The organism is Dyella solisilvae (assembly GCF_003351225.1).
In the GTDB taxonomy this organism is placed as follows: Bacteria; Pseudomonadota; Gammaproteobacteria; order Xanthomonadales; family Rhodanobacteraceae; genus Dyella; species Dyella solisilvae.
The window spans coordinates 1,009,580-1,029,910 of record NZ_QQSY01000002.1 but is presented as its reverse complement, the minus strand read 5'-3'; the positions used below and the strand labels follow the sequence as shown (position 1 = coordinate 1,029,910).

The 20,331-nt window shown below is 67.5% G+C and carries 17 protein-coding genes; 6 read left to right on the top strand and 11 right to left on the bottom strand.

The window, feature by feature from the left end:
- Positions 1 to 33: 33 nt before the first annotated feature.
- The 6 genes from DVT68_RS11635 to DVT68_RS11610 all read right to left on the bottom strand — a co-directional run bounded on the left by DVT68_RS11635 (position 34) and on the right by DVT68_RS11610 (position 5,989).
- A complete protein-coding gene (locus tag DVT68_RS11635) occupies positions 34 to 1,785 on the bottom strand; it encodes a DUF885 domain-containing protein (RefSeq protein ID WP_114825360.1) in 1,752 nt (583 codons plus the stop codon).
- Between the two features lie 29 nt (positions 1,786 to 1,814).
- On the bottom strand, positions 1,815 to 3,476 hold the full coding sequence (locus DVT68_RS11630) for a SulP family inorganic anion transporter (protein WP_114825208.1): 1,662 nt from the start codon (positions 3,474 to 3,476) through the stop codon (positions 1,815 to 1,817).
- An 87-nt stretch (positions 3,477 to 3,563) separates the two neighbouring features.
- The gene (locus DVT68_RS11625; RefSeq protein ID WP_114825207.1) at positions 3,564 to 4,271 is read right to left on the bottom strand and encodes a helix-turn-helix transcriptional regulator; all 708 of its coding nucleotides are present in this window, start codon (positions 4,269 to 4,271) and stop codon (positions 3,564 to 3,566) included.
- Positions 4,272 to 4,484: 213 nt separating this feature from the next.
- Positions 4,485 to 5,114, bottom strand: coding sequence for a glutathione S-transferase family protein (locus DVT68_RS11620; RefSeq protein ID WP_114825206.1), 630 nt, complete (start codon positions 5,112 to 5,114; stop codon positions 4,485 to 4,487).
- A 40-nt stretch (positions 5,115 to 5,154) separates the two neighbouring features.
- On the bottom strand, positions 5,155 to 5,355 hold the full coding sequence (locus DVT68_RS11615) for a hypothetical protein (protein WP_114825205.1): 201 nt from the start codon (positions 5,353 to 5,355) through the stop codon (positions 5,155 to 5,157).
- 10 nt (positions 5,356 to 5,365) lie between these two features.
- A complete protein-coding gene (locus DVT68_RS11610) occupies positions 5,366 to 5,989 on the bottom strand; it encodes a DJ-1/PfpI family protein (protein WP_114825204.1) in 624 nt (207 codons plus the stop codon).
- A gap of 220 nt (positions 5,990 to 6,209) precedes the next feature.
- On the opposite strand from DVT68_RS11610, the gene DVT68_RS11605 reads away from it, so the two are divergent.
- From DVT68_RS11605 to DVT68_RS11595, 3 genes are all read left to right on the top strand, one after another.
- Entirely contained in the window at positions 6,210 to 7,223 is a 1,014-nt protein-coding gene (locus tag DVT68_RS11605) for a class 1 fructose-bisphosphatase (protein ID WP_114825203.1), read from the top strand.
- 171 nt (positions 7,224 to 7,394) lie between these two features.
- Entirely contained in the window at positions 7,395 to 8,324 is a 930-nt protein-coding gene (locus DVT68_RS11600) for a patatin-like phospholipase family protein (protein WP_114825202.1), read from the top strand.
- A gap of 182 nt (positions 8,325 to 8,506) precedes the next feature.
- On the top strand, positions 8,507 to 10,537 hold the full coding sequence (locus tag DVT68_RS11595) for an alpha/beta hydrolase family protein (protein WP_114825201.1): 2,031 nt from the start codon (positions 8,507 to 8,509) through the stop codon (positions 10,535 to 10,537).
- A 1-nt stretch (position 10,538) separates the two neighbouring features.
- Here DVT68_RS11595 and DVT68_RS11590 read toward each other — a convergent pair whose 3' ends face one another.
- On the bottom strand, positions 10,539 to 11,234 hold the full coding sequence (locus DVT68_RS11590; protein WP_114825200.1) for a helix-turn-helix transcriptional regulator: 696 nt from the start codon (positions 11,232 to 11,234) through the stop codon (positions 10,539 to 10,541).
- A gap of 3 nt (positions 11,235 to 11,237) precedes the next feature.
- On the bottom strand, positions 11,238 to 11,900 hold the full coding sequence (locus DVT68_RS11585) for a hypothetical protein (RefSeq protein ID WP_114825199.1): 663 nt from the start codon (positions 11,898 to 11,900) through the stop codon (positions 11,238 to 11,240).
- A 291-nt stretch (positions 11,901 to 12,191) separates the two neighbouring features.
- Between DVT68_RS11585 and DVT68_RS11580 the strand changes: the two genes are divergently transcribed.
- From DVT68_RS11580 to DVT68_RS11570, 3 genes are read left to right on the top strand one after another with little or no spacing between them, the layout of a single operon-like run.
- The gene (locus DVT68_RS11580; RefSeq protein WP_114825198.1) at positions 12,192 to 12,578 is read left to right on the top strand and encodes a GntR family transcriptional regulator; all 387 of its coding nucleotides are present in this window, start codon (positions 12,192 to 12,194) and stop codon (positions 12,576 to 12,578) included.
- A gap of 60 nt (positions 12,579 to 12,638) precedes the next feature.
- Positions 12,639 to 13,535 (top strand): ABC transporter ATP-binding protein, encoded by an 897-nt coding sequence (locus DVT68_RS11575; protein WP_114825197.1) that lies wholly within the window; start codon positions 12,639 to 12,641, stop codon positions 13,533 to 13,535.
- Positions 13,532 to 15,010, top strand: a complete 1,479-nt coding sequence (locus DVT68_RS11570) for a hypothetical protein (RefSeq protein ID WP_114825196.1) — start codon at positions 13,532 to 13,534, stop codon at positions 15,008 to 15,010. The genes DVT68_RS11575 and DVT68_RS11570 overlap by 4 nt, the downstream gene beginning before the upstream one ends.
- Before the next feature lie 35 nt (positions 15,011 to 15,045).
- On the opposite strand, the gene DVT68_RS11565 is transcribed toward DVT68_RS11570, so the two are convergent.
- The 3 genes from DVT68_RS11565 to DVT68_RS11555 form a co-directional block, all read right to left on the bottom strand.
- Positions 15,046 to 16,137, bottom strand: coding sequence for a PA0069 family radical SAM protein (locus DVT68_RS11565; RefSeq protein ID WP_114825195.1), 1,092 nt, complete (start codon positions 16,135 to 16,137; stop codon positions 15,046 to 15,048).
- A 46-nt stretch (positions 16,138 to 16,183) separates the two neighbouring features.
- Positions 16,184 to 18,343, bottom strand: coding sequence for a hypothetical protein (locus tag DVT68_RS11560; protein ID WP_114825194.1), 2,160 nt, complete (start codon positions 18,341 to 18,343; stop codon positions 16,184 to 16,186).
- Between the two features lie 206 nt (positions 18,344 to 18,549).
- A complete protein-coding gene (locus tag DVT68_RS11555; protein WP_114825193.1) occupies positions 18,550 to 20,208 on the bottom strand; it encodes an MFS transporter in 1,659 nt (552 codons plus the stop codon).
- Between the last annotated feature and the right edge of the window lie 123 nt (positions 20,209 to 20,331).

Genomic DNA, 20,331 nt, shown 5'->3' with positions numbered 1-20,331 from the left:
CTGTCGAAACGATGGAACTGCTGGCGGGCAAGCTTACGGGGCTTTGTTGCCTTTCGTGCAGTCGCAGCCGAAGTCCGGCTCCGGGCCGCCTTCGGCGATGAAGCGGTCGATGCGTTGCTCCAGCACCGGCAGCGGCACCGAGCCGATCTGCAGCACGGTGTCGTGGAAATGGCGCACGTCGAACTTCGGCCCGAGCGCTTCCTCGGCCTTGCGGCGCAGCTCCAGGATCTTCAGATAGCCCAGCTCGTAGGACAGCGCCTGGCCCGGCCAGCTGATGTAGCGGTCCACCTCGTTGGCGATTTCGCGGTCGGACAACGCGGTGTTCTGCGTCAGGAAGTCGATCGCCTGCTGACGGGTCCAGCCCAGGTGATGGATGCCCGTGTCGACCACCAGGCGGCTCGCACGCCACATCTGGTAGGTGAGGTAACCGAAGCGCTCGTAGGGCGTCTTGTAGATGCCCATCTCGTTGCCGAGGTATTCGGAGTACAGGCCCCAGCCTTCGCCGTAGGCGGATATGTAGCCCTCGCGGCGGAACGCCGGCTGGCCGTGCTGCTCCGCCGCCAACGCCAGCTGCAGCGAATGACCGGGCGCCGACTCGTGCAGGGTCAGCGCCGGCATGTTGTAGAGCGGGCGCGACGGCAGGTCATAGGTGTTGACCAGGTAGCTGTTGGCGCCACCGCGGCCCGAGGTGTAGTACGGCGCGATGTCCGCCGGCACCGGCACGATGGCGAAGCGCTGGCGCGGCAGGCGGCCGAATTCCCTGCCCAGCTGCGCATCAACCTGCTTGGCCACCCATGCGGTGCGCATCAGCAGTTCGTCGGGCGTCTTGGCATAGAACTGCGGGTCGGTGCGCAGGAAATGCAGGAACTGAGCGAAGTCGCCCTTGAACCCGGTCTCCTGCATGGTCTTGACCATCTCGGCGTGGATCTTGGCCACCTGCTCCATGCCCACCTTGTGGATGGTGTCGGGGTCGAGGTCCAGCGTGGTGTATTCGACGATCTGCTGGCGGTACCAGGCCTTGCCGTCAGGCATCGCTTCGGCCGCCAGCGTGGTGCGCGCCTTGGGCACGTATTCGTTGCGGAAAAAGGTGAGCAGGCTGGCGTAGGCCGGGATCACCTTCTCACCGATCACCTGCTTCGCCTCCGCGCGCATCTTTTCCGCATCGGCGGAAGGGATGCTGGCGGGCAGCTTTTCGAATGGCGCGTACAGGCTGCTCTTGGTCGGGTCCTTCAATTCCGCCACGGAGGCGATGGAAACATCGCGGCCCGTGAGCACCTCGCGCGGCACGCTGAAGCCACGGGCCAGGCCGTCGCGCATGTTGTCGATCTGCTGCTGGAAGTACGCCGGCACCTGGTGGAGACGCTCGAGGTAGCGGTGGTAGTCCTGCGCGGTGCGCAGGTTGTCCGTCTCCAGCACGTAGCTCAGGTCACTCCAGAACGCCGAGTCGCTGTTGAACGGCATCTGCCACTGCTTGAACTGCTGCGCAGCCAGCAGGTTCTGGATCTGCGCGCGGTACACCGCGTAGTTGACCTGCTCCTCGGGCGAGAGCTGCTTGGGATTGATCCCGTCCAGGCCGGCCATGACCTTCTGCCAGTATTCCTGCCGCTTCTGCTGGCTGGCCGCATCGACGTTGTCCAGGGGCGAACCGTTCGGCTGCGCCTCGCCAGAGGTGGCGATGCCGGACTGGCCGTTGCGCCACGCCCATTCCTGTTCGTAGATCTGCTTGAAGCGGGCATCAGCGTTCTGCTCGGCCCAGGCCGGGGCGGTCAATGCGAAGGCCGCCATGGCGAGCCAGGTGAGGCGTGGTGCTTTGTTCACTGCATGGATCCCTTGGAGGTGTTCGGAGCGGACGCGGCCGCCGTCACGGCATCGTCCACGCTCCAGTCTTTCAGCGCCTGTGGCGGAAGCTGGGGTAGCGCCATGCGCGAGAGCGCCTCGCACGCGGCGTCCTTCAATCGTGCCACGCGCAGCTCGACGCCACGAGCCTCCAGCCAGACAGCGAAATCGGCGATCGACTCCAGCGCGGTGCCGTCGAGGTCGGGAGATTCCTCCAGGCTCAAGACCACCCGATGCACGCCCTGGCAGGACTCCACCCGGTTCCGGGCCTGCACCATCATCGCCTCGGCATTGACGAAGAACAGGGGCTCTTCCGGCCGCACGATCAGCATGCCCGGCACCGGCGTGGCCTCCGGATGCCCGGCGATGGCGACGAAGTCGTGCCCGTCGCCCAGCCGGCCGAGCACGCTCAACCGCGGCGCGGCCAGCTGGCGCAGCAGCAGGACGAGGCTGAAGGCGATGGCGAACAGCAGGCCATTGAGGATGCCCAGGGACAGCACCGCCAGCACCGCGGCGAAGATCAGCAGGCGATCGCGCTGCCAGCGCAGATAGGGCGTGAAGACCGACAGCCGCAACGATTTGCTCACGGCGTGGATCACGATGGCCGCCAGCACCGGCTGCGGGATGCGCTCGATCCAGCGCAGCGCGAGCAGCACGAGCACCAGCACGCTGATGGCCGCGATCACGCCGGACCAGCGCGAACGCGCCCCGGCCGCCTCGTTGGCCGACGTGCCCGAGTAGCCGGCGCCCACCGGCATGCCGTGCAGCAGGCCGGAAAGCACATTGGCCACGCCCAGCACCAGCAGGTCGCGGTTGGGCTCCACCGGGTCGCCGTGCTTCAGCGCGAAGCCACGGATGGCGCTATAGGACTCGGCATACAGGATCAGCAACAGGGCCGCGGCCAGCTCCACGCTGGGCAGCCACTGCCCTGCGCTGGGCCAGCTGGGCCAGCCGAGTGCTGCGTCGAAGGTGATGGCGCCGGTGAGCTCCACGCCCCGCGCCTTCAGCCAGCTGGAGGCGCCCACGCCCAGGGCGATCACCAGCAGGCTGCCCGGCACCCGCCGCATTCGCTCGCCGGCAAACAGCAGCGCCAGCGCCAGCGCGCCGCACAGCAAGGCGGCTGGCTGCACCTGTGGCGCCAGCTTCAGCAGCTCCACCAGCAGCTTCGGCACGAAATCGCCGTGCAGGCCGGCCACACCCAGCAGGTGGGGCAATTGCTTGAGCGCGATCACGAAGGCCAGGCCAAAGGTGTAGCCGCGCAGCACCGGCCGCGCGATCAGTTGCGACAGTCCACCCAGGCGCGCGGCGCCGGCGATCAGGAAACATGCGCCGCCAAGCAGCACCAGGGTGGCCGCCATCGCTGCACGGGCGCCCGGGTCATTGCCGGCCAGGGCGATCGTGCCGGCAGCCAGCACGGCGGCCGATGAGGATGTGGCCGAGACGATCGCGAAGCGACTTCGTCCCAGCACGCCATAGGAGGCCAGGCCAACGAACAGGGCGATCACACCCGCCTGGGGCGGCAGCCCGGCGATGCCGGAATAGGCCACCGCTTCCGGGATCAGCAATCCGGCGATGGAGAGGCCGGCGATCAGGTCCATGTGCCACGCGGGCGCGGTGGCGGGGCTCTCGGTCGGTGACATCGGTCCCTCCGGCTCAGGGCGGCTGGGACGAGGGTAGCCCATCGCGACCTGCGCTGTGCCCTTCACGCCGGAGCGTGCGCGATCAGGTCAGCTTTCGATGCCTTCGTAGTAGCCACGCATGGCCTGGAGGTAAGCCTCGAGGTTGCGGCCGTCGACGTTGTCGAAACGCTCGCCGGTGATGGTCATGCCGGTGATGCGGTCGGGACGGAAGTTGCGGAAGCCCACGCGCAGGCGACACCAGGCGCCCAGCGTCCAGGCGCCGCCCCAGAAGGCCAGGCACAGCGGCTCGACCTCACGCGTGCTGGTGCGGCCCGCTTCGTCGCTGTAGTCCAGGCGCAGCACCTGGCTGTCGGTGATGGCGGCGTTGAGTCGGTCGATCCGCGCGGCGAACTCAGTCTTGCTCTGGTCGCGCCAGATCGGTGCGTAGATGCGCGTGCGCGTGGCGCGCTCGCGCAACTCCGGCGGCAGCACCGCCTCGATCTTGAGCAGCGCGGCCTGGGCGCTCTCGGCGAGCTTCTGTCCGGCGAAGGCGCGCACGAAACGCGTGCCCACCACCAGCGACTCCAGTTCGTCGGCAGTGAACATCAGCGGCGGGATATCCGAGCCCTTGCGCAGCAGGTAACCGACGCCGGCCTCACCCTCGATCGGGACGCCGGAAAGCTGCAGGTCCGCCACATCGCGATAGACCGTGCGCAATGACACGCCCAACGTGCCCGCGAGCTGGCGCGCCTGCAGCGCGGTGCGACGGCCGCGCAGGGCATGGATGATGAGGAAGAGCCGGTCGGCGCGACGCATCGGCGCATGATGGCCGACCCGACGGAGGACGACCAGCGGCGGGAGTCACGAACGTGGCAAATCACTCGGCTCGGTACCGCCACCTTCACGGTTGTCGTCATCCCCGCGAAAGCGGCGGCCCGGCGACCTGGATGTTCCCTGCGAGAACAAAGGCCGCGGGACCCCCGCTGTCGCGAGGATGAAGGCCGGACAAGTTCGCACGACATGGGCGCGTTACGCCGCCTGCGCCGCCGCCAGCTCGGCGTCCAGCGCCGCGGCGCGCTGCATCGCCGGTCGCGCGGCGATGCGCTCGACATAGGCAGTGATCACCGGCAGCTCGGGTACGAGCTTGAACATCGTGGTCCAGCGCAACGCACTGCCCCACAGCACGTCGAGCGCGCTGAAGCGCTCACCAAGCATGTAGGGCCCGCGCTCCAGCTGCGCCACCAGGGTGCTGAACATGGTGTCCCAGTCACCGTAGGGGCAGGTGGACGGCGCCGCCGGCTCGCGTTGCATCGAGCGGTCCACCAACGCCGGTTCGAAGCACGAACCGTAGAACACCATCCAGCGCAGGTAGACGCCACGCAACGGATCATCCAGGCCCGGCGCGAGTCCCTTCTCCGCGTACAGATCGGCCAGATAGATGTAAACCGCCGGCTGCTCGGTCACCAGCTGGCCGCGATGCCAGATCGCTGGCACCTTGCCCATCGGGTTGACGCCTACGTAGGGCGACTGGCGCTGCTCCTGCTTGCGCAGGTTGAGCACTTTCAGCTCGTAGTCCACGCCCAGTTCCTCCAGCAGCGCACGCGCGCCGCCGGAGCGGCTGTTGGGCGCGTGATAGAAGGTGACGCGTTCATTGGTCATGCCGACGATCTCGCGATTGAGGTGGCGATAGCGCAGAGGCTCATGTCAACGCTCCGCGCAGCGGCTTGGTCATCCCGGGCGCGCGCTCGGCCACGACTTCCTTGCTGGGCGCAGCCCGCTTGCCCGTCTCTGGCGTGGGTACAGGAGAGGCGGCCGGCAGGCGGTATTGCCCGTCCATCAGCAGGCCTCGCAGGTACAGCGGCCGATAGGCCATCAGGATCTTTCCGATCGGAAATGCCATGTCACCCTCCTCACGCCGCCACGGCGGTGGCGGTTGTGGTTGCGCCGACGCACCACGGCGGCGGCACGGCGTGCTTGTACAGGCGGTACCAGTGCTCGCGATCGCTGGCGTTGTAGAGATCCAGCGTGCGGATCACCTCGCGGGCGAATTCCACGCTGCCCAGCTGGCTGGCGGTAATCACGCCGCCATCGCTGACCGCCAGCACCTGCGGGTCGTACTGGTCGGCACCGGCATAAGTGGACACCTGGCTGTCGATCTGGCCGGGCCAGTTGCCGGTATGACGGCAATGGTCGAGCAGTCCCGCCCGCGCCAGCGCCAGCACGCCGCTGTCCACCGCAGCGACGGGCGCGCCAACTGCATGCACACGTCGCGCGGCGTCCACCGCCTCCTCGCCGTAACCGTGTTCCCACAGATGGCCGCCGGGCAGGATCAGCAGCGCCGCGCGGTCCAGATCCAGCTGATCCAGGGTCAGTTCGGGCAGCACCCGCAGTCCGCCCATGGACAGCACCGGCTGCAACGAGAAGCCCACCGTCTGCAGGCGCCAGTCGCCCGGCCGGCGGATCTCGCACAGGGCCTGCGCCGCGTGCCAGTCCACGAAGCCGTCGAACGCCAGGAAATACACCGTGTCGCGCATAAGACTCCCTCCTTGTGAGGGTAGGAAGTGTGGCGACCCCCTGCTGCCAACGTGTTGTCAGCAGGTCACTGGATGGGCCAGAACCCCTTCGGTCGTCCTGCAGGGTGGCTTGTCCAAAAAGAGTTTCACATCGCGTAGATGAATCGACTGGTCACACATTGAGCTGACAAACGCCCGGGTCACCCGGGACAATAGGGATCCCTATGCTTGCGGGTTCGCCATGAAGTCCATCTCGCTGATCCAGTTCCTGATCGAGGAACGCCGCGCCGGCCGCATCAACGCCGAGCTTTCCCTGCTGATCGAAGTTGTCGCGCGCGCCTGCAAGCGCATCGCGGTGGCCACCAACAAGGGCGCCCTCGGCGGCGTGCTGGGCGAGGCCGGCACCGGCAACATCCAGGGCGAGGCGCAGAAGAAGCTGGACGTGATCTCCAACGAGATCCTGCTCGAAGCAAACGCCTGGGGCGGCCAGCTCGCCGCCTGCGCCTCGGAGGAAATGGAAGACCCGCAGCCGATCCCCGACATGTACCCGAAGGGCAACCACCTGCTGCTGTTCGATCCGCTGGACGGCAGCTCCAACATCGACGTGAACATCTCGGTGGGCACGATCTTCTCGATCCTGCGTTGCCCCGACGGCGTCACCGAGCCCAAGGCCGAGCACTTCCTGCAGCCGGGAACCACCCAGCTCGGCGCCGGCTACGTGGTGTACGGCCCGGCCACCGTGCTGGTGCTGACCTTCGGCCACGGCACCCACGAGTTCACCCTCGATCGCGAAGTGGGCAGCTTCATCCTCAGCCGCCGCGACATCCGCATCCCGGAAGAGACCGGCGAGTTCGCCATCAACATGTCCAACCAGCGTCACTGGGAAGCGCCGATGCAGCGCTATATCGGCGAGCTGCTGGCAGGCAAGGACGGTCCGCGCGGCAGGGACTTCAACATGCGCTGGGTCGCCTCGATGGTGGCCGACGTGCACCGCATCATCACCCGCGGCGGCGTGTTCTTCTATCCGCTGGACGCCAAGATCAAGTCCAAGGGCGGCAAGCTGCGCCTGATGTACGAAGCCAACCCGATGGCCATGATCATCGAACAGGCCGGCGGCGCCGCCACCACGGGCCGCGAGCGCATCATGGGCATCCAGCCCAGCGGCCTGCACCAGCGCGTGCCGGTCTTCCTAGGCTCGAAGAAGGAAGTAGAAGTGGCCACGCACTACCACGTCGAGGCCGACGCGGCGGTGTGACCGCCGCACTGGTCATCCCGGCGTACGCCGGGATGACGATCGTGAGGGGGATAGCCAGCTGACCCGCGCCCAACAGCCGCCCCAAGCCGTCAGCACGGCGCCCTTCGGCGGCCTTACACTCGCGCGCCAGTCACCCTCGTGAGGTGACGCCCTTTCCCAACGCGCCCCGACATGTCCGCCACCCGCCGCCTTCGCCCGCTCCTGCCCCTGCTTGCCAGCCTGGTGTTGTGCGCCTGTTTCGGCGCTGACAAGCCCACGCCGCCGCCCGTGGCGCCCGTGGTGGTCCAGCCGCCGGCCAAGCTGCGCATCGGCCTGGCCCTGGGCGGCGGCGCCGCCAAGGGCTTCGCGCACATCGGCGTGATCAAGATGCTGGAGGCCAACGGCATCCATCCAGACGTGGTGGCCGGCACCAGCGCCGGCAGCGTGGTGGGCGCGCTCTACGCCAGCGGCATGGATCCGTTCCAGCTGCAGGAGACCGCCTTCTCGCTGGACCAGAGCAGCCTGCGCGACGTGCACCTGTTCTCCGGCGGCGTGGTGCAGGGCCAGAAGCTGCAGGACTACGTGAACCAGCTGATCAAGAACCGGCCGATGGACAAGCTCAGCGTGCCGTTCGCGGCGGTCGCCACCCAGCTGGAGACCGGCCAGCGCACCGTGTTCGTGCGCGGCAATACCGGCCAGGCGGTGCGCGCCTCGAGCAGCATCCCGGGCGTGTTCGAGCCGGTTGAGATCAACGGCAAGCATTACATCGACGGCGGCGTGGTCAGCCCGGTGCCGGTGGATGCGGCGCGTCAGCTCGGCGCTGACGTGGTGATCGCGGTGGACATCTCCAGCAAGGCCAACGGAACCAATCCGCAGGGCATGCTCAACATCGTGGGCCAGTCGATCAGCATCATGGGCCAGAAGCTGGGCGAGCAGGAGCTGGCCCGCGCGGACATCGTGATCCGTCCCAAGGTCAGCCAGATCGGCGCCGCCGACTTCGAGCAGAAGAACCAGGCCATCCTGGAAGGCGAACGCGCCGCGCTGGCCGCGATGCCCGCCATCAAGGCCAAGCTCGCCGCCGTGCAGGCCGCCCGCCAGCAGCCGGTGGTCGCGGCGCACTAACCCCGACCCTTCACACGACCGCCGGGCGGCGTGCGCTGGCGGCAGCGGGTCAGGAAGATGGAAAAGGCGTTTCCGCCACGCCGGTCTGGCGAGCCTGAGCGCCAGGCGTGCGTTCTTGCCCATACACAGCGCCCGGCCAGCCTGTTAGCGTTTACGCTTTCGAACCCAGCCAGGCGCTGCCCATGCCCCATCCCGCCCGTCTCCTGCTCCCGGCGCTGCTCGCCGCGCTTGCTCCCGCTGCCTTCGCCGCGCCCGCGTCGGTCGACCCCCGCATCGAGCAACTGCTTGCCGAGCTCGGCAAGGTGCGCCAGATCGACGCCGTGCAGCTATCGCCGGATGGCTCGCAGCTGGCGTGGGTGGTGCGCACGGAGGGCAAGGACGGCGTCGAAGTGGCCAAGGCCGACGGCAGCGACGTGCGCCGCCTGGGCGATAACAAGCCGGGCAGCTGCAGCTCCAGCGACATCGCCTGGGCGCCCGATTCCCACCACCTGGCCTTCGTCTCCGACTGCGCCAGCGGCGGCAAGCAGAAGGACCTGGTCGTTGCCGACGTGCCGGCCAAGACAGCCCCCAAGCGGCTGGCCGAACTGCCCGGCATGGCTGACGGCCTGGCCTGGTCGCCCGATGGCAAGTCGCTCGGCTTCCTCTACGTGCCCAACGGCACGCGCCGCGCCAGCGCGGTGTACGCGGCCAAGCCGGCGGCGGGCGAGATCGGCGTGGATGGACTGGAAGTGCAGCGCGTGGCGACGGTCGACGCGACGGGCGGCGCCGTGCACCTGCTCACCGACGGCCAGACCTACGCTTACGAATTCAGCTGGTCGCCGGATGGCAAGCGCATCGCCTACGTCGGGGCGCCGCCCCCGGGCGACAACAACTGGTGGTTGGCCAAGCTCTACGTGCAGAACGCGCAGGTCGGCGCCAAGGCCATCCAGGTGCTCGACCCAAGCGCCAGCAAGGGTTCACTGCACGGCCTGCAGATCGCCCTGCCGCGCTGGTCGCCGGACGGCCAGCGCATCGCCTTCATCGGCGGTCTGATGAGCGACCAGGGCGCCACCGGCGGTGATCTGTACACGGTGTCATCCAACGGCGGCGAGCCGGCCAACCTCACCCCGGGCCTCAAGGTCACGCCAGCCTGGTTTGCCTGGACCGGCCCGCAGCAGCTGCTGGTGGCGCAGGTCAGCAACGGCCAGAGCCAGGTCGCCGAGTACGGCGTCAGCGGCGACAAAGCCAGCGCCACGCGCACGCTATTCACCCTGCCCGCCAACATCGGCGACGGCAGCGCCGAGATGGCGCTGTCGCTGTCGGCCGACCATCGCTCGGTCGCCTTCGTGCAGAGCTCCTACGCCGCCGCGCCGGAAGTGCACGCCGGCGCGCTCGGCGAGAACGCGCCGGCCGCGGTCACTTCGCTCAATGCCTCGCTCAAGCCCGGCTGGGGCAAGGCCGAGTCGGTGGAGTGGGACAACGAGGGCCGTCACGTGCAGGGCTGGCTGCTGTACCCGGCCAACTACGACGCGAAGAAGTCGTACCCGATGATCGTCACCGTGCATGGCGGCCCGTCCAGCGCGGTGCTGCCGCGCTGGCCCAGCGTGGGCTTTGGCGGCGTGCCGTTCTCGACGCTGGGCTATTTCGTGTTCATGCCCAACCCGCGCGGCAGCTACGGCCAGGGCGAAGCCTACGTGCAGGCCAACCGCAAGGATTTCGGCCACGGTGACCTGCGCGACATCCTCGCCGGCATCGACACCATCGAGAAGAAGCTGCCGGTCGACGACAAGCGCCTCGGCCTCACCGGCTGGAGCTATGGCGGCTTCATGAGCATGTTCATCCCGACCCAGACCCAGCGCTTCCGCGCGGTGGTCGCGGGCGCAGGCATCGCGAACTGGCAGAGCTATTACGGCCAGAACCTGATCGACCAGTGGATGCTGCCGTTCTTCGGCGCATCGGTGTACGACGACCCGGACGTTTACGCCAAGAGCTCGGCGATCAACTACATCAAGCAGGTGAAGGCGCCCACGCTTGTGGTGGTCGGCGATCGCGACGCCGAATGCCCGGCGCCGCAGTCGTTCGAGTACTGGCACGCGTTGCGCGCCCAGGGCGTGCCGACCTCGCTGGTGGTCTACCCGAATGAAGGCCACCACTTCGTCGACCCCGACCACCAGCGCGACGTGCTGCAGCGCGCGCTGATGTGGTTCGAGAAGTACCTGCCGGCCAAGGGCTGAGCTAGCGCTCGCCTCTTTCCGGTTTGTCTGGCGCGGAGGAGTCGGCTGACGACTCCTCCGGGGCCAGCGGCAAGCCCACCCGAAAGCGGCAGAGTTGGCCGCCACGCACGATGCACTCCATGTGATGGATGCGCCGCCCGGTGGCCGCCTCCATGTAGGCCAGGTCGAACTTGCACACCTGCGGGTGTTGCCGGGCCAACGCGTGGAACACGCAGTTGAACGCCTCCACCTGCCACTCCTCGCCGTGCCGCGCGGCAATCGCCTCGTAGCCCAACGCATCGAGTCGCTGGGCCAGTTGCTGCACCACCTCCGCATTCGGCGTTTCCGCATCGGACGCCACTTCGCTGGCGCCGAGCTGATGGCCCAGCTCGCGCAGCCAGTGCTCCACCTCGGCGTCGCCAAAGCGCGATTGCAACTGCGTCAACAGCGCGGTGGCGATGATCCCGTAGTTGCGCGGGAACAGCGCGCGCCCGGCAGCGGTCAGGCGGTAGCACGCCAGCGGACGGCCACCGCTGGGGCGCGACTTCGACCTTTCGACGTAATGACGCGCGATCAGGGCGCTCAGATGCTGGCGCACGGCGTTGTGGCTGATCCCCAGCTGCGCGCACAGCGACTCCACCGTGCCACCCTCGCCGGCCATCAGTAGCTGTCGCAGCAGCCGCTGCTGGGTGGGGCCAAGTTGCCTGAGCGCCGACATCGCTTAGCTCGCCTTGTCCGGAAACTGCTTTGCGATGCCCGCAGCCAGCGCATCGGCGATGGTGTTCATGTGCGCCTGCATCGCGCTCCAGGTGGACGCTTCATCCTTGCTGTCGCCACTCATGATCTGCTGGATCTGGCTGGCGTGATGCGCCACATGGGTGGCGAACAGGCCCTGCACCGCGTTCTCCGGCAAATTGGGATTGGCGCCGGCGAAGAACTTGGCGATGGCAGTGACGTTGGTGTTGAGATCAGCCATCGCCTTCTGCTCGGCGGCGTTGTCCTTGGCCTCGCTCGCATCGGTCAACGCCTTCACGCCGCCCCAGTGGCCTGCGAGCAACTGCAAGGTCTGTTCGCCCGCCGGCTTGCCGTAGAAGCCCGCCACGGCGTCGGCGATCTGCCTGGCGTTGGCCACCACCGCATCCTCGGCGGACTTGGCCTTGGCGCTGTCGTGGGCGTGCACGGCCAGCGCGTAGTCACGCGTGGCCAACACATGGCCGTGCCACAGCGCGCGCAAAGCCGCCTGGAGTTTTGGCGCGGCCACGGTAGCCGCAGCCGCCGAGGAAGGCGCCATCGCAGCCATGTCGTGCATGGCCGGCGCAGCGACGGCCAGCCCCGTGGCGCTGCAGGCGCCAGCCAAAATGATGAGCAAAGCTTGAGTCTTCATGGGTAGTCTCCGGTAGGTCGCAAAGGCGACACCGGACAGTCTCGGCCGACCCCATTCTGGCGCAATCGATCTATGTGTAAAGGCCGTATGGAGCGACTTCCAGCCCACGGCTGGAAAGGCTGGCCCTGCGGCGATGGCCCGCTCCCGCACCGCTTCCCGATCGCCATCGTGACGCTTTGGCCGGTCTGCACCTTCCCATCCAGGCCACCGGTGTGGCGCCAGCGGCCTTTTCATTGCCCATGACCCTTGGGCTATTGACCGCCATCCATCTGTATTGTTGTATTAATACACATGGATGCATCCATCTTCGCCATACAGCCCTCGGCCGCCGAGCCGATCTATCGGCAGATCGTCGAGCAGTTGCGCCGGCTGATCGCCAGCGGCCAGCTTTCGCCGGGCGAGTTGCTGCCCTCGGTACGCGAGGTAGCCGGCTTCCATGCGGTGAACCCGATGACCGTGTCGCGCGCGTACGGCATGGCCGAATCCGAAGGCCTGCTGGAACGGCTGCGCGGCAAGGGCATGGCGGTTGCACCGCAGGCCAGGGCCACTTCGTCGCCTGCACAGCGTCTGGCCCTGCTGGAACCGCAGCTGGCTGAAGTGGCGCGACAGGCCGGCGAGCTGGAACTGGCGCCCGAGCTGGTGCTGCGCCGCCTGCGCCGGCTGATGGGTGAGCCATAAGACCCCGCGTCCGACCTTTCCACTGATCCCGAGTTGTTCGTTCGATTGAAGGAGTAGTCGATGAATGCCGTGCTTCAAAACGCCGTCGAGCCGTTCGACGCGCCGCTGCAGGTCCGTGGTCTCAGCCATCGGTACGAAGGCCAGTCGGTGCTGTCCCAAATTGACCTGACCCTGCAACCTGGCAGCGTGCTGGGACTGATCGGCCGCAATGGCGCCGGCAAGTCCACCCTGATCCGCGCCATGCTCGGCCTGTTGCAACCGGCGGAGGGCGACTGCCAGGTGTTCGGCGAGCCATCGCTCGGACTCAGCGACCGCACCAAGACACGCCTGGCTTACGTGCCGCAGCAGCCCGAGGCACTGGCCTGGCTCACCGCGCAGCAGATGCTGGACTACGTAGGCCGTTTCTACCCGCAATGGCAGGCCACGTTTGCACGCGACATGCTGCGCAAGTGGGACATCGCGCCGAACAAGCTGCTGGGCAAGCTCTCGCCCGGCGAGCGCCAGCGCGTGGACCTGATCCGCGCCCTCGCCTCCCAGCCGGAACTGCTGGTGCTGGACGAACCAGCCGCCGCGCTGGATCCGGTAGCCCGCCGCGACCTGCTGCGCGAGATCGCGCTACGCGCTGGCGAAGCGGGCGCCACGGTGTTGTTCTCCACCCACATCGTGTCCGACCTGGAACGCGCGGCCTCGGACATCGCCTTCCTGCACGATGGCAAGGTGCTGCTGCACTGTGGCGTGGATGAGACCAAGGAACGTTTCGCACGTCTGTGGCTGCCCGCTTCGATGTCGGCCGCTGCGCCCACGCAGACCCTGGGTAGCCGGCGCCATGCGGACGGCAGCCTGAGCCTGGTGATCGAACGCGATGCGCAGGGTCGCTGGCCACAAGCCGCTGGCTTGCCCGGCGCGCGCGTCGATGCGCTGGGTCTGGAAGACCTGTTCGTGGAGATCGCCGGATGAACTTCCGCGCCCTGTTGCTGGCCCCATGGCGATGCTCACATGCCGCCACGCGCTGGCTCACCCTTACCCTGCTGCTGATGTGTACGGCCGTTGGCATCGGCGTCGCCATCTTCAGTACCAGGACCGGCTGGACCTGGGCGCCGATAGGGCTGTACGCCGGCGGCCTGGCCTATGTCTGGGCGTTCTACCTGTCCAGCTTGGCCCTGCTAGCGATCGATGCACGGCAGCTGCGCCTGCCCGGCATGCACCGCACGGTGGTCGGCGCGCTGATCTTCTACGCCGTGCTCAGCGTGCTGCCGGCCACCCTGCTAAGCGGCCTGTTTGGCGGCGACATGCTGGCGGTGGCCCTGCTGCTCAGCCTGGTGGTGCTGGTGGCGCTGAGCTTTGCGCTGCTGCCGCGCTACTGCGCGATGCTGATCGGCCTGTTGCCGGCGCTGCACAGCGCCACGGCCTCCACCTTGAAGATCCCCGGCCCCGACGAGGCCGGCTTCCTGTCCTGGGCCCCCGGCGTGGTGTTTGCGCTGGCGGTGCTCTGCGCCCTGTGCTGGCATCGGTTGATGCGCGTGGACAAGATCGACAGCAACGGCTTCAGCGACGCCATGGTGCTGCAGTACCGCCGCGGCGCCTGGGGCAACCGGTGGAACGGCTTCGGCATGGACAGCACCCAACAGGTGCGACAGCGGCCGGACTGGATGCAGCCGCAGGTGGACCTGCGCCACACCGGACCGCAACACCCGGGCAACGCCTTGCGCGTGGCGTTGGGCGGTTGGTACCTGCCCAGGACGCTGATGGGCCACCTGCGCGGCCTGGCGCCAACCCTGCTGATGGTCCTGGTCCCCATCGCCGTGGTGGCGCTGACGATCTCCCGCACGCATGCGAAGGACGGCGGATTCGGCTGGCCACTGGCGGTAATCGTGGTGGGCTGGGGCTGCCTGTACGGCGGCATGGGCGCGATGATCGGCACGGTGATGCTGTTCACCCAGCGCTGGCGCAAAACCAACGCCGAGCTGCCCCTGCTGGCCCTGCTGCCCGGCCTGGGCGACCACGCCCAGCCCAAGCGTGACCTGCTGCGTGTCGGCCTGCGGCGTCCGCTGCTGATGCAGGTAGTGCTGGCGACCGTGTTGCTGGCCATGGTGATCCACGCACACGCCAGCGGCATCGCGTTGCTGTTGGTGGCGATGACCCAACTCGGCGGGGCGCTCAGTCTGTTGGCGTTCCTGCTCTGCATCATCGGCGGCCGCCCGCTGCCCGGCTGGGCGCTCGCCGTGCTGATAACGGTGCTGGCGCTGCTGATCGGCGGCATGTCCTATCTGCCAGGCAGCGTGGTCAGCGGCCAGCCGTGGTCGCCACCGATGCCTTACATGCTGGTGCTATTGGCGTTCTGGATCGTGCTGAATGCCACGTTGCTGTGGCTGGCGCGACGCGGCTGGCGGGCCTGGCGGCAACGTCCCCACCCGTTCTTGCCCAACGTCTGACTACGCCGCGACGTCGCCCACGGGAAGCCAACCGCTCAGAACAGTTGACCCTGCGGCGACGGCTTGCGTGGCGGCACGAACTTCGTCGTATCGAGCCACAGCTCGCGGGCGCGGCCGAAGCCGTGTTTGCGGCAGGCGACATCGAAGCGGCGGCGGATCAATTCGGCGAACACGCCCTGCCCGCGCATGCGTGTGGCGAAGTCGCTGTCGTAGTCGCGACCACCGTTCATCTGCTGCACCAGGCTCATCACGTGCGCCGCGCGTTGGGGCACGTGCAGCGCCAGCCATTCGCGGAACAGCGCCTTCAGCTCATACGGGAGACGCAGGGTGGTGTAACCGGCGCAGCGTGCTCCGGCATCGGCGGCCTGCTCCAGCACCGCTTCCAGATCGCGATCGTTGAGCGCGGGAATGATCGGCGCCACCAGCACGCCGACCGGGACGCCGGCCTCGGCCAACATGCGGATCGCCTTGATGCGCCGGTGCGGCGCGCTCGCGCGGGGTTCGAGCTTCGCCGCCAGTTGGTTGTCCAGTGAAGCGACCGAAACGAACACCTGCACCAGCCCTTCGCGCGCCATCGGCGCCAGGATGTCCAGGTCGCGCTCGACCATCGCGTTCTTGGTGACGATGGTGCATGGGTGATGGCATTCAGCCAGCACCTCCAGCGCGGCGCGCGTCAGCTTCCAGCGGCGCTCCACCGGCTGGTAGGGATCGGTATTGCTGCCGATGTTGATGGGACTGACTGCATAACCGGGACGCGCGAGCTCATGCCGCAACACTTCGGCCAGATTGCTCTTGGCGCGCAGCTTGGTTTCGAAGTCCAGGCCCGGCGAGAGGTTGAGATAGCTGTGCGAAGGCCGCGCGAAGCAGTAGATGCAACCGTGCTCGCAGCCGCGGTAGGGATTGAGCGCCTGGTTGAAATGCAGGTCCGGCGAATCGTTGCGGGTGATGACGCTGCGCGCGCGTTCCTCGGTCACCTCGGTGCGCGGTCGCGGCGCCGCCTCGTCCAGCAGCAGGCTTTGCCAGCCGTCGTCCTCCGCATGATGGCGGATGGATTCGAAGCGCCCTTCGGGATTGGAAGCGGCGCCGCGGCCCTTCAGGGCCTGCACGGGATACGGGGCATCGGGCATGGCGGCAGTGTGCGCCGGGCAGGTCTCAGCCGACGCGACATCCGTCCTACGGCGAGGTCGGCGTCAACTGCTGCCGCAGCGCCTGCCCCATCACCGCCAGCGGGTATTGCTGGCGCAGCTGGCGGTCGAGTTCGGTGAACACCGGGGCCGAAATGGTCCAGCCCATCGGAATCGGGTAGTCGCCAGGACACAGGCGGAAATGCCAGAGCATGTCCCCGCGCGCCGGGTCGGCGTCATCCGGCTGCAGCGCGCGCAGCAATTGGACGCGGGCGTATTCGCCACGCGCACTGCGTGTTTCGAGCAGAGCCTGCACCGGCGCGATCGCCTCGCCGACCACGCGGTCGCGCACCCCACCGGGCGCTGGCGGACAACTGGTGGTGTAGAGCGGCAACGGGTGGCGGGGATCATGCCGGTCCACGAAGTCGGTCATCTGCGGGTCGTTGCTGATGTGGATAACGATGAAGCGCAACGACTGCCCGCGCGCCCTGGCCCGCGTCCGCACCAGGCGCATCACTTCCAGCAGGGTGGTCGCGCCGGAATTCTCGAAGTAGCCGCCATCGACCAGCTGGAGTCGGTTGGGTACCGGCGGATTGCTGGCGCGCGTTTCCAGCGTGCCGGCCGGACTGATGTAGGTGAAGCGCGCACTGTTGAGCACCACCTCACTGAGCGGTACGCGTGGGTCGAGCCAACTGGAGCCATCCAGCCCCGCCGTCCACGGTTGGCGTTGCGGCGTGGCGATCGGCTGGAACGGATGCTGGATGAAGCGCTTGCCTTCCACAACGGTGGTGCTGTTGAAGAACAGCGCAGGTACGACGGGCGCGGCGCCACTTGTGGCCGGAGCATAAAGCGCCGCGAACGGTTGCGCGAAGGCGTCCAAGCCTTGCTGGCGCGCCGCCGATTCCCAGGCGCGCGTCAGGGCGCGGGAGCGATCATCCAGCCAGGCGCCCGGGAGCCAACGCTGGGTGAAGTCCACGAAGAACGCATTGGCCAGCGTGGGCGCAAGGAAATCGTGGCCGAGCAGGGTTTGCGCGCGCGCCTCCAGCGTGCCGGCATCCGTCGCCGGCGGTTGCGCCAGCAGGCTCACGTAGGTCGCCAGTCCCAGGCTGCCGCCGGACACGCCGCTGCCCGCCAGCAGGTAGCGCGCAAACAGTGGCTCGGCGCCCGTGCGCCCGGCCGGCTCCACGGCCGCCGTCAGTCGCGCCAGCACCAGGGCGGTCCACGCCGCGCCGCGTATACCGCCGCCTTCCGCGGAGACCAGGATGACCGGACAGGGCGAGGCATGAGCACAACGGTCATCGAGCCAGCCGTCCAGGTAGGCATCGAAGCTGACGCGCGTATCAGGCGGTGGCGGCGACGGCTGCTGGTGCGTGCTCATCGACGGGTATTGCCGCACCCGGTGGTTGTCGTTCAGGTGCAGCCAGTGCAACGACGCGCTGAGCAGCAGCATCGCGCTGAGCAACGGCATGCCGCGCCGGTCGCCCACCATGCACAACAGGCTGCCGCTGATGCAAAGGAAGCCGGCCGAGATCAGCACGATGGCCAACGGCCCGATGCCGTCGAGCGCCTCCGGGCGCCAGGCGATCACGATGGTGAGCAGGATGTTGAGCGCAATCACGCCCGCGTAGATCGAGCAGGGCGTCCGGCCCAGATCACGCACGCGCCACACGCGGTTTTCATCCGAAGGACGCGCGCCCGGCGCCCTCAAGGCCGGCATCCGGCGTGACATCGCGAGCCACACGCGTCTTCGGATGAGGAAGAACGCAATCAGCGCCATCGATTCGAGCAACAGGCCGAACGCGCGCCAACTGCGCTGCACGCAAGGGTTGTCGCCACCGCAGGGTCCATGCGGCAGCTTGGCCAGCGCCACCACGTAGCCAATGCAAACCAGCAGCGGCACGGCGGCGCCCAGTACGCGGGGAATCCAGTCACGCAACGGGGCGGCCCGTGCGTCCTGCAGCGCGGGCCAGCGCGGATAGCGCAGGCGGTAGGCATTGCGCGCCGCATACCAGCTCGCGAGTCCGGTCAGCGCGGCGCTGGCGAGCAGACCCAGGTAGCGCCCCGCGCTGGGATCGGTCCACAACGCAATGAGGAACAACTCGGCCGCCTGGTCCACGCTCACCACCACGACTGTTGCGATGGCCAGCACGAGCAGCGACACACGCACGGGCTTCAGGTGGTCGAGCACCAGCGCGGTCCACCCGATCATGCGGCGCAGGCGTCGTCGCAGATGTCGTCGTTGCCTTGCGGTGGTCCGTGCTCCGGTCGGCATGCGGTTCCCGTGGATCGCAGGTGCCCGACTATCTTAGTGCGCCGCGTCGCACATGTAAGAGCGCTGCCTGCACGTCTGCAGGAAAGAGAAAGGGTGCGACGGTCGCCCGCCGCACCCTCCGATTGCATCATGCCTTTCCGCGATCAGTGACGGATGTCGACGTCCTTGGTTTCGCGCAGGAACAACAGGCCGATGAAGAAGGTGCCGATCGCCACGATGATCGGATACCACAGGCCGTAGTAGATGTCGCCCTTCCACGCCACCAGCATGAAGCCGATCGTCGGCACGAAGCCACCGAACCAGCCATTGCCGATGTGGTACGGCAGGCTCATCGAGGTGTAGCGGATGCGGGTGGGGAACATCTCCACCAGCCAGGCCGCGATCGGGCCGTACACCATGGTGACGTAGAGCACCAGGATCGCGAGCAGCACCACCAGCATCACATTGTTGGTCTGCTCCGGATCGGCCTTCTCCGGATAACCCGCCTTCTTCAGCGCCGCGCCCAGTTGCGCGCCGAACGCCTTGCTCTGTTCGGCGAACGCCTTGCTGTCGAGCGAGCCGCCTTCGAACGACGCGATGGTGACTTCGCCGATCCGCACTTCGGCGACGGAGCCGCGCTCGGCGGCCACATTGGAGTACGGAATGCCTCGCTTGGCCAACGCACTCTTGGCCACGTCGCAAGAGCTGGTGAAGCGGCTCTTGCCCACCGGATCGAACTGGAAGCTGCACGCCCGCGGGTCAGCCACCACGCTCACCGGCGAGGTCGCCGCCGCCTGCTCGATGGCCGGATTGCCGTAGTGGGTCAGTCCCTTGAAGATCGGGAAGTAGGTGAGTGCAGCGAGCAGGCAGCCGGCCAGCACGATGGACTTGCGGCCCACCCGGTCGGACAACCATCCGAAGACCACGAAGAACGGCGTGCCGATGACCAGCGCGGCGGCGATCAGCAGGTTGGCGGTGGTGCCGTCGATCCTCAGGCTTTGGGTGAGGAAGTACAGCGCGTAGAACTGGCCCGTGTACCACACCACAGCCTGGCCCGCGGTGGCGCCGAGCAGGGCGAGGATCACCAGCTTGAGGTTGCTCCACTGGCCGAACGCCTCGGTGAGCGGCGCCTTGGAGTGCTTGCCCTCGGCCTTCATCTGCTGGAACACCGGGGACTCGGACAACTGCATGCGGATGTACACCGACACGATCAGCAGCAGCAGCGAGACCAGGAACGGAATACGCCAGCCCCAGGACTCGAAGTTTTCGGTGCCCAAACCCAGGCGGGTGCCAAGGATGACCAGCAGTGACAGGAACAAGCCGAAGGTGGCCGTGATCTGGATGAAGCTGGTGTACAGGCCACGCTTGCCTTGCGGTGCGTGTTCGGCCACGTAGGTGGCCGCGCCGCCATACTCGCCGCCGAGCGCCAGGCCCTGCAGCAAACGCAAGGTGATCAACAACACGGGGGCGATCACGCCGACTTTGGCGTACCCGGGCAATACGCCGACCAGGAAGGTCGACGAACCCATGATCACGATGGTGATGAGGAAGGTGTACTTGCGCCCGATCATGTCACCGAGGCGGCCGAACACGATGGCGCCGAACGGGCGCACCGCAAAGCCGGCGGCGAACGCGAGGAGGGCGAAGATGAACTGGCTTGTCTCGTTGAGTCCGCTGAAGAAGTGCTTGCCGATCAGCGCAGCGAGCGAGCCATAGAGATAGAAGTCGTACCACTCGAACACCGTGCCCAGGCTGGATGCCAGGATGACGCGTCGGTGGCTGGTGTCGATCGATCCGCGAGTGTCGACTGCGGTCGTAGCCATGATGTTCCCCTTGTTGATGAGCAGTCCGGTCGGGACGATGGGTCAGGAAAATCGGGTGCAGGCCACCGGGGCGGTCAGGCCGCCCTGCTTATTGCCGTGTTGCCGGAGCCAGGCAATTCCCTT

Excerpts from the sequence above, each read along its gene's own strand:
- DVT68_RS11625 (WP_114825207.1), bottom strand. The coding sequence starts at position 4,271 with ATGCGTCGCGCCGACCGGCTCTTCCTCATCATCCATGCCCTGCGCGGC.
- DVT68_RS11630 (WP_114825208.1), bottom strand. The coding sequence starts at position 3,476 with ATGTCACCGACCGAGAGCCCCGCCACCGCGCCCGCGTGGCACATGGAC.
- DVT68_RS11585 (WP_114825199.1), bottom strand. The coding sequence starts at position 11,900 with ATGAAGACTCAAGCTTTGCTCATCATTTTGGCTGGCGCCTGCAGCGCC.
- DVT68_RS11600 (WP_114825202.1), top strand. The coding sequence starts at position 7,395 with ATGTCCGCCACCCGCCGCCTTCGCCCGCTCCTGCCCCTGCTTGCCAGC.
- DVT68_RS11615 (WP_114825205.1), bottom strand. The coding sequence starts at position 5,355 with ATGGCATTTCCGATCGGAAAGATCCTGATGGCCTATCGGCCGCTGTAC.
- DVT68_RS11555 (WP_114825193.1), bottom strand. The coding sequence starts at position 20,208 with ATGGCTACGACCGCAGTCGACACTCGCGGATCGATCGACACCAGCCAC.
- DVT68_RS11635 (WP_114825360.1), bottom strand. The coding sequence starts at position 1,785 with ATGGCGGCCTTCGCATTGACCGCCCCGGCCTGGGCCGAGCAGAACGCT.
- DVT68_RS11560 (WP_114825194.1), bottom strand. The coding sequence starts at position 18,343 with ATGATCGGGTGGACCGCGCTGGTGCTCGACCACCTGAAGCCCGTGCGT.
- DVT68_RS11595 (WP_114825201.1), top strand. The coding sequence starts at position 8,507 with ATGCCCCATCCCGCCCGTCTCCTGCTCCCGGCGCTGCTCGCCGCGCTT.
- DVT68_RS11565 (WP_114825195.1), bottom strand. The coding sequence starts at position 16,137 with ATGCCCGATGCCCCGTATCCCGTGCAGGCCCTGAAGGGCCGCGGCGCC.
- DVT68_RS11590 (WP_114825200.1), bottom strand. The coding sequence starts at position 11,234 with ATGTCGGCGCTCAGGCAACTTGGCCCCACCCAGCAGCGGCTGCTGCGA.
- DVT68_RS11575 (WP_114825197.1), top strand. The coding sequence starts at position 12,639 with ATGAATGCCGTGCTTCAAAACGCCGTCGAGCCGTTCGACGCGCCGCTG.
- DVT68_RS11610 (WP_114825204.1), bottom strand. The coding sequence starts at position 5,989 with ATGCGCGACACGGTGTATTTCCTGGCGTTCGACGGCTTCGTGGACTGG.
- DVT68_RS11570 (WP_114825196.1), top strand. The coding sequence starts at position 13,532 with ATGAACTTCCGCGCCCTGTTGCTGGCCCCATGGCGATGCTCACATGCC.
- DVT68_RS11605 (WP_114825203.1), top strand. The coding sequence starts at position 6,210 with ATGAAGTCCATCTCGCTGATCCAGTTCCTGATCGAGGAACGCCGCGCC.
- DVT68_RS11580 (WP_114825198.1), top strand. The coding sequence starts at position 12,192 with ATGGATGCATCCATCTTCGCCATACAGCCCTCGGCCGCCGAGCCGATC.
- DVT68_RS11620 (WP_114825206.1), bottom strand. The coding sequence starts at position 5,114 with ATGACCAATGAACGCGTCACCTTCTATCACGCGCCCAACAGCCGCTCC.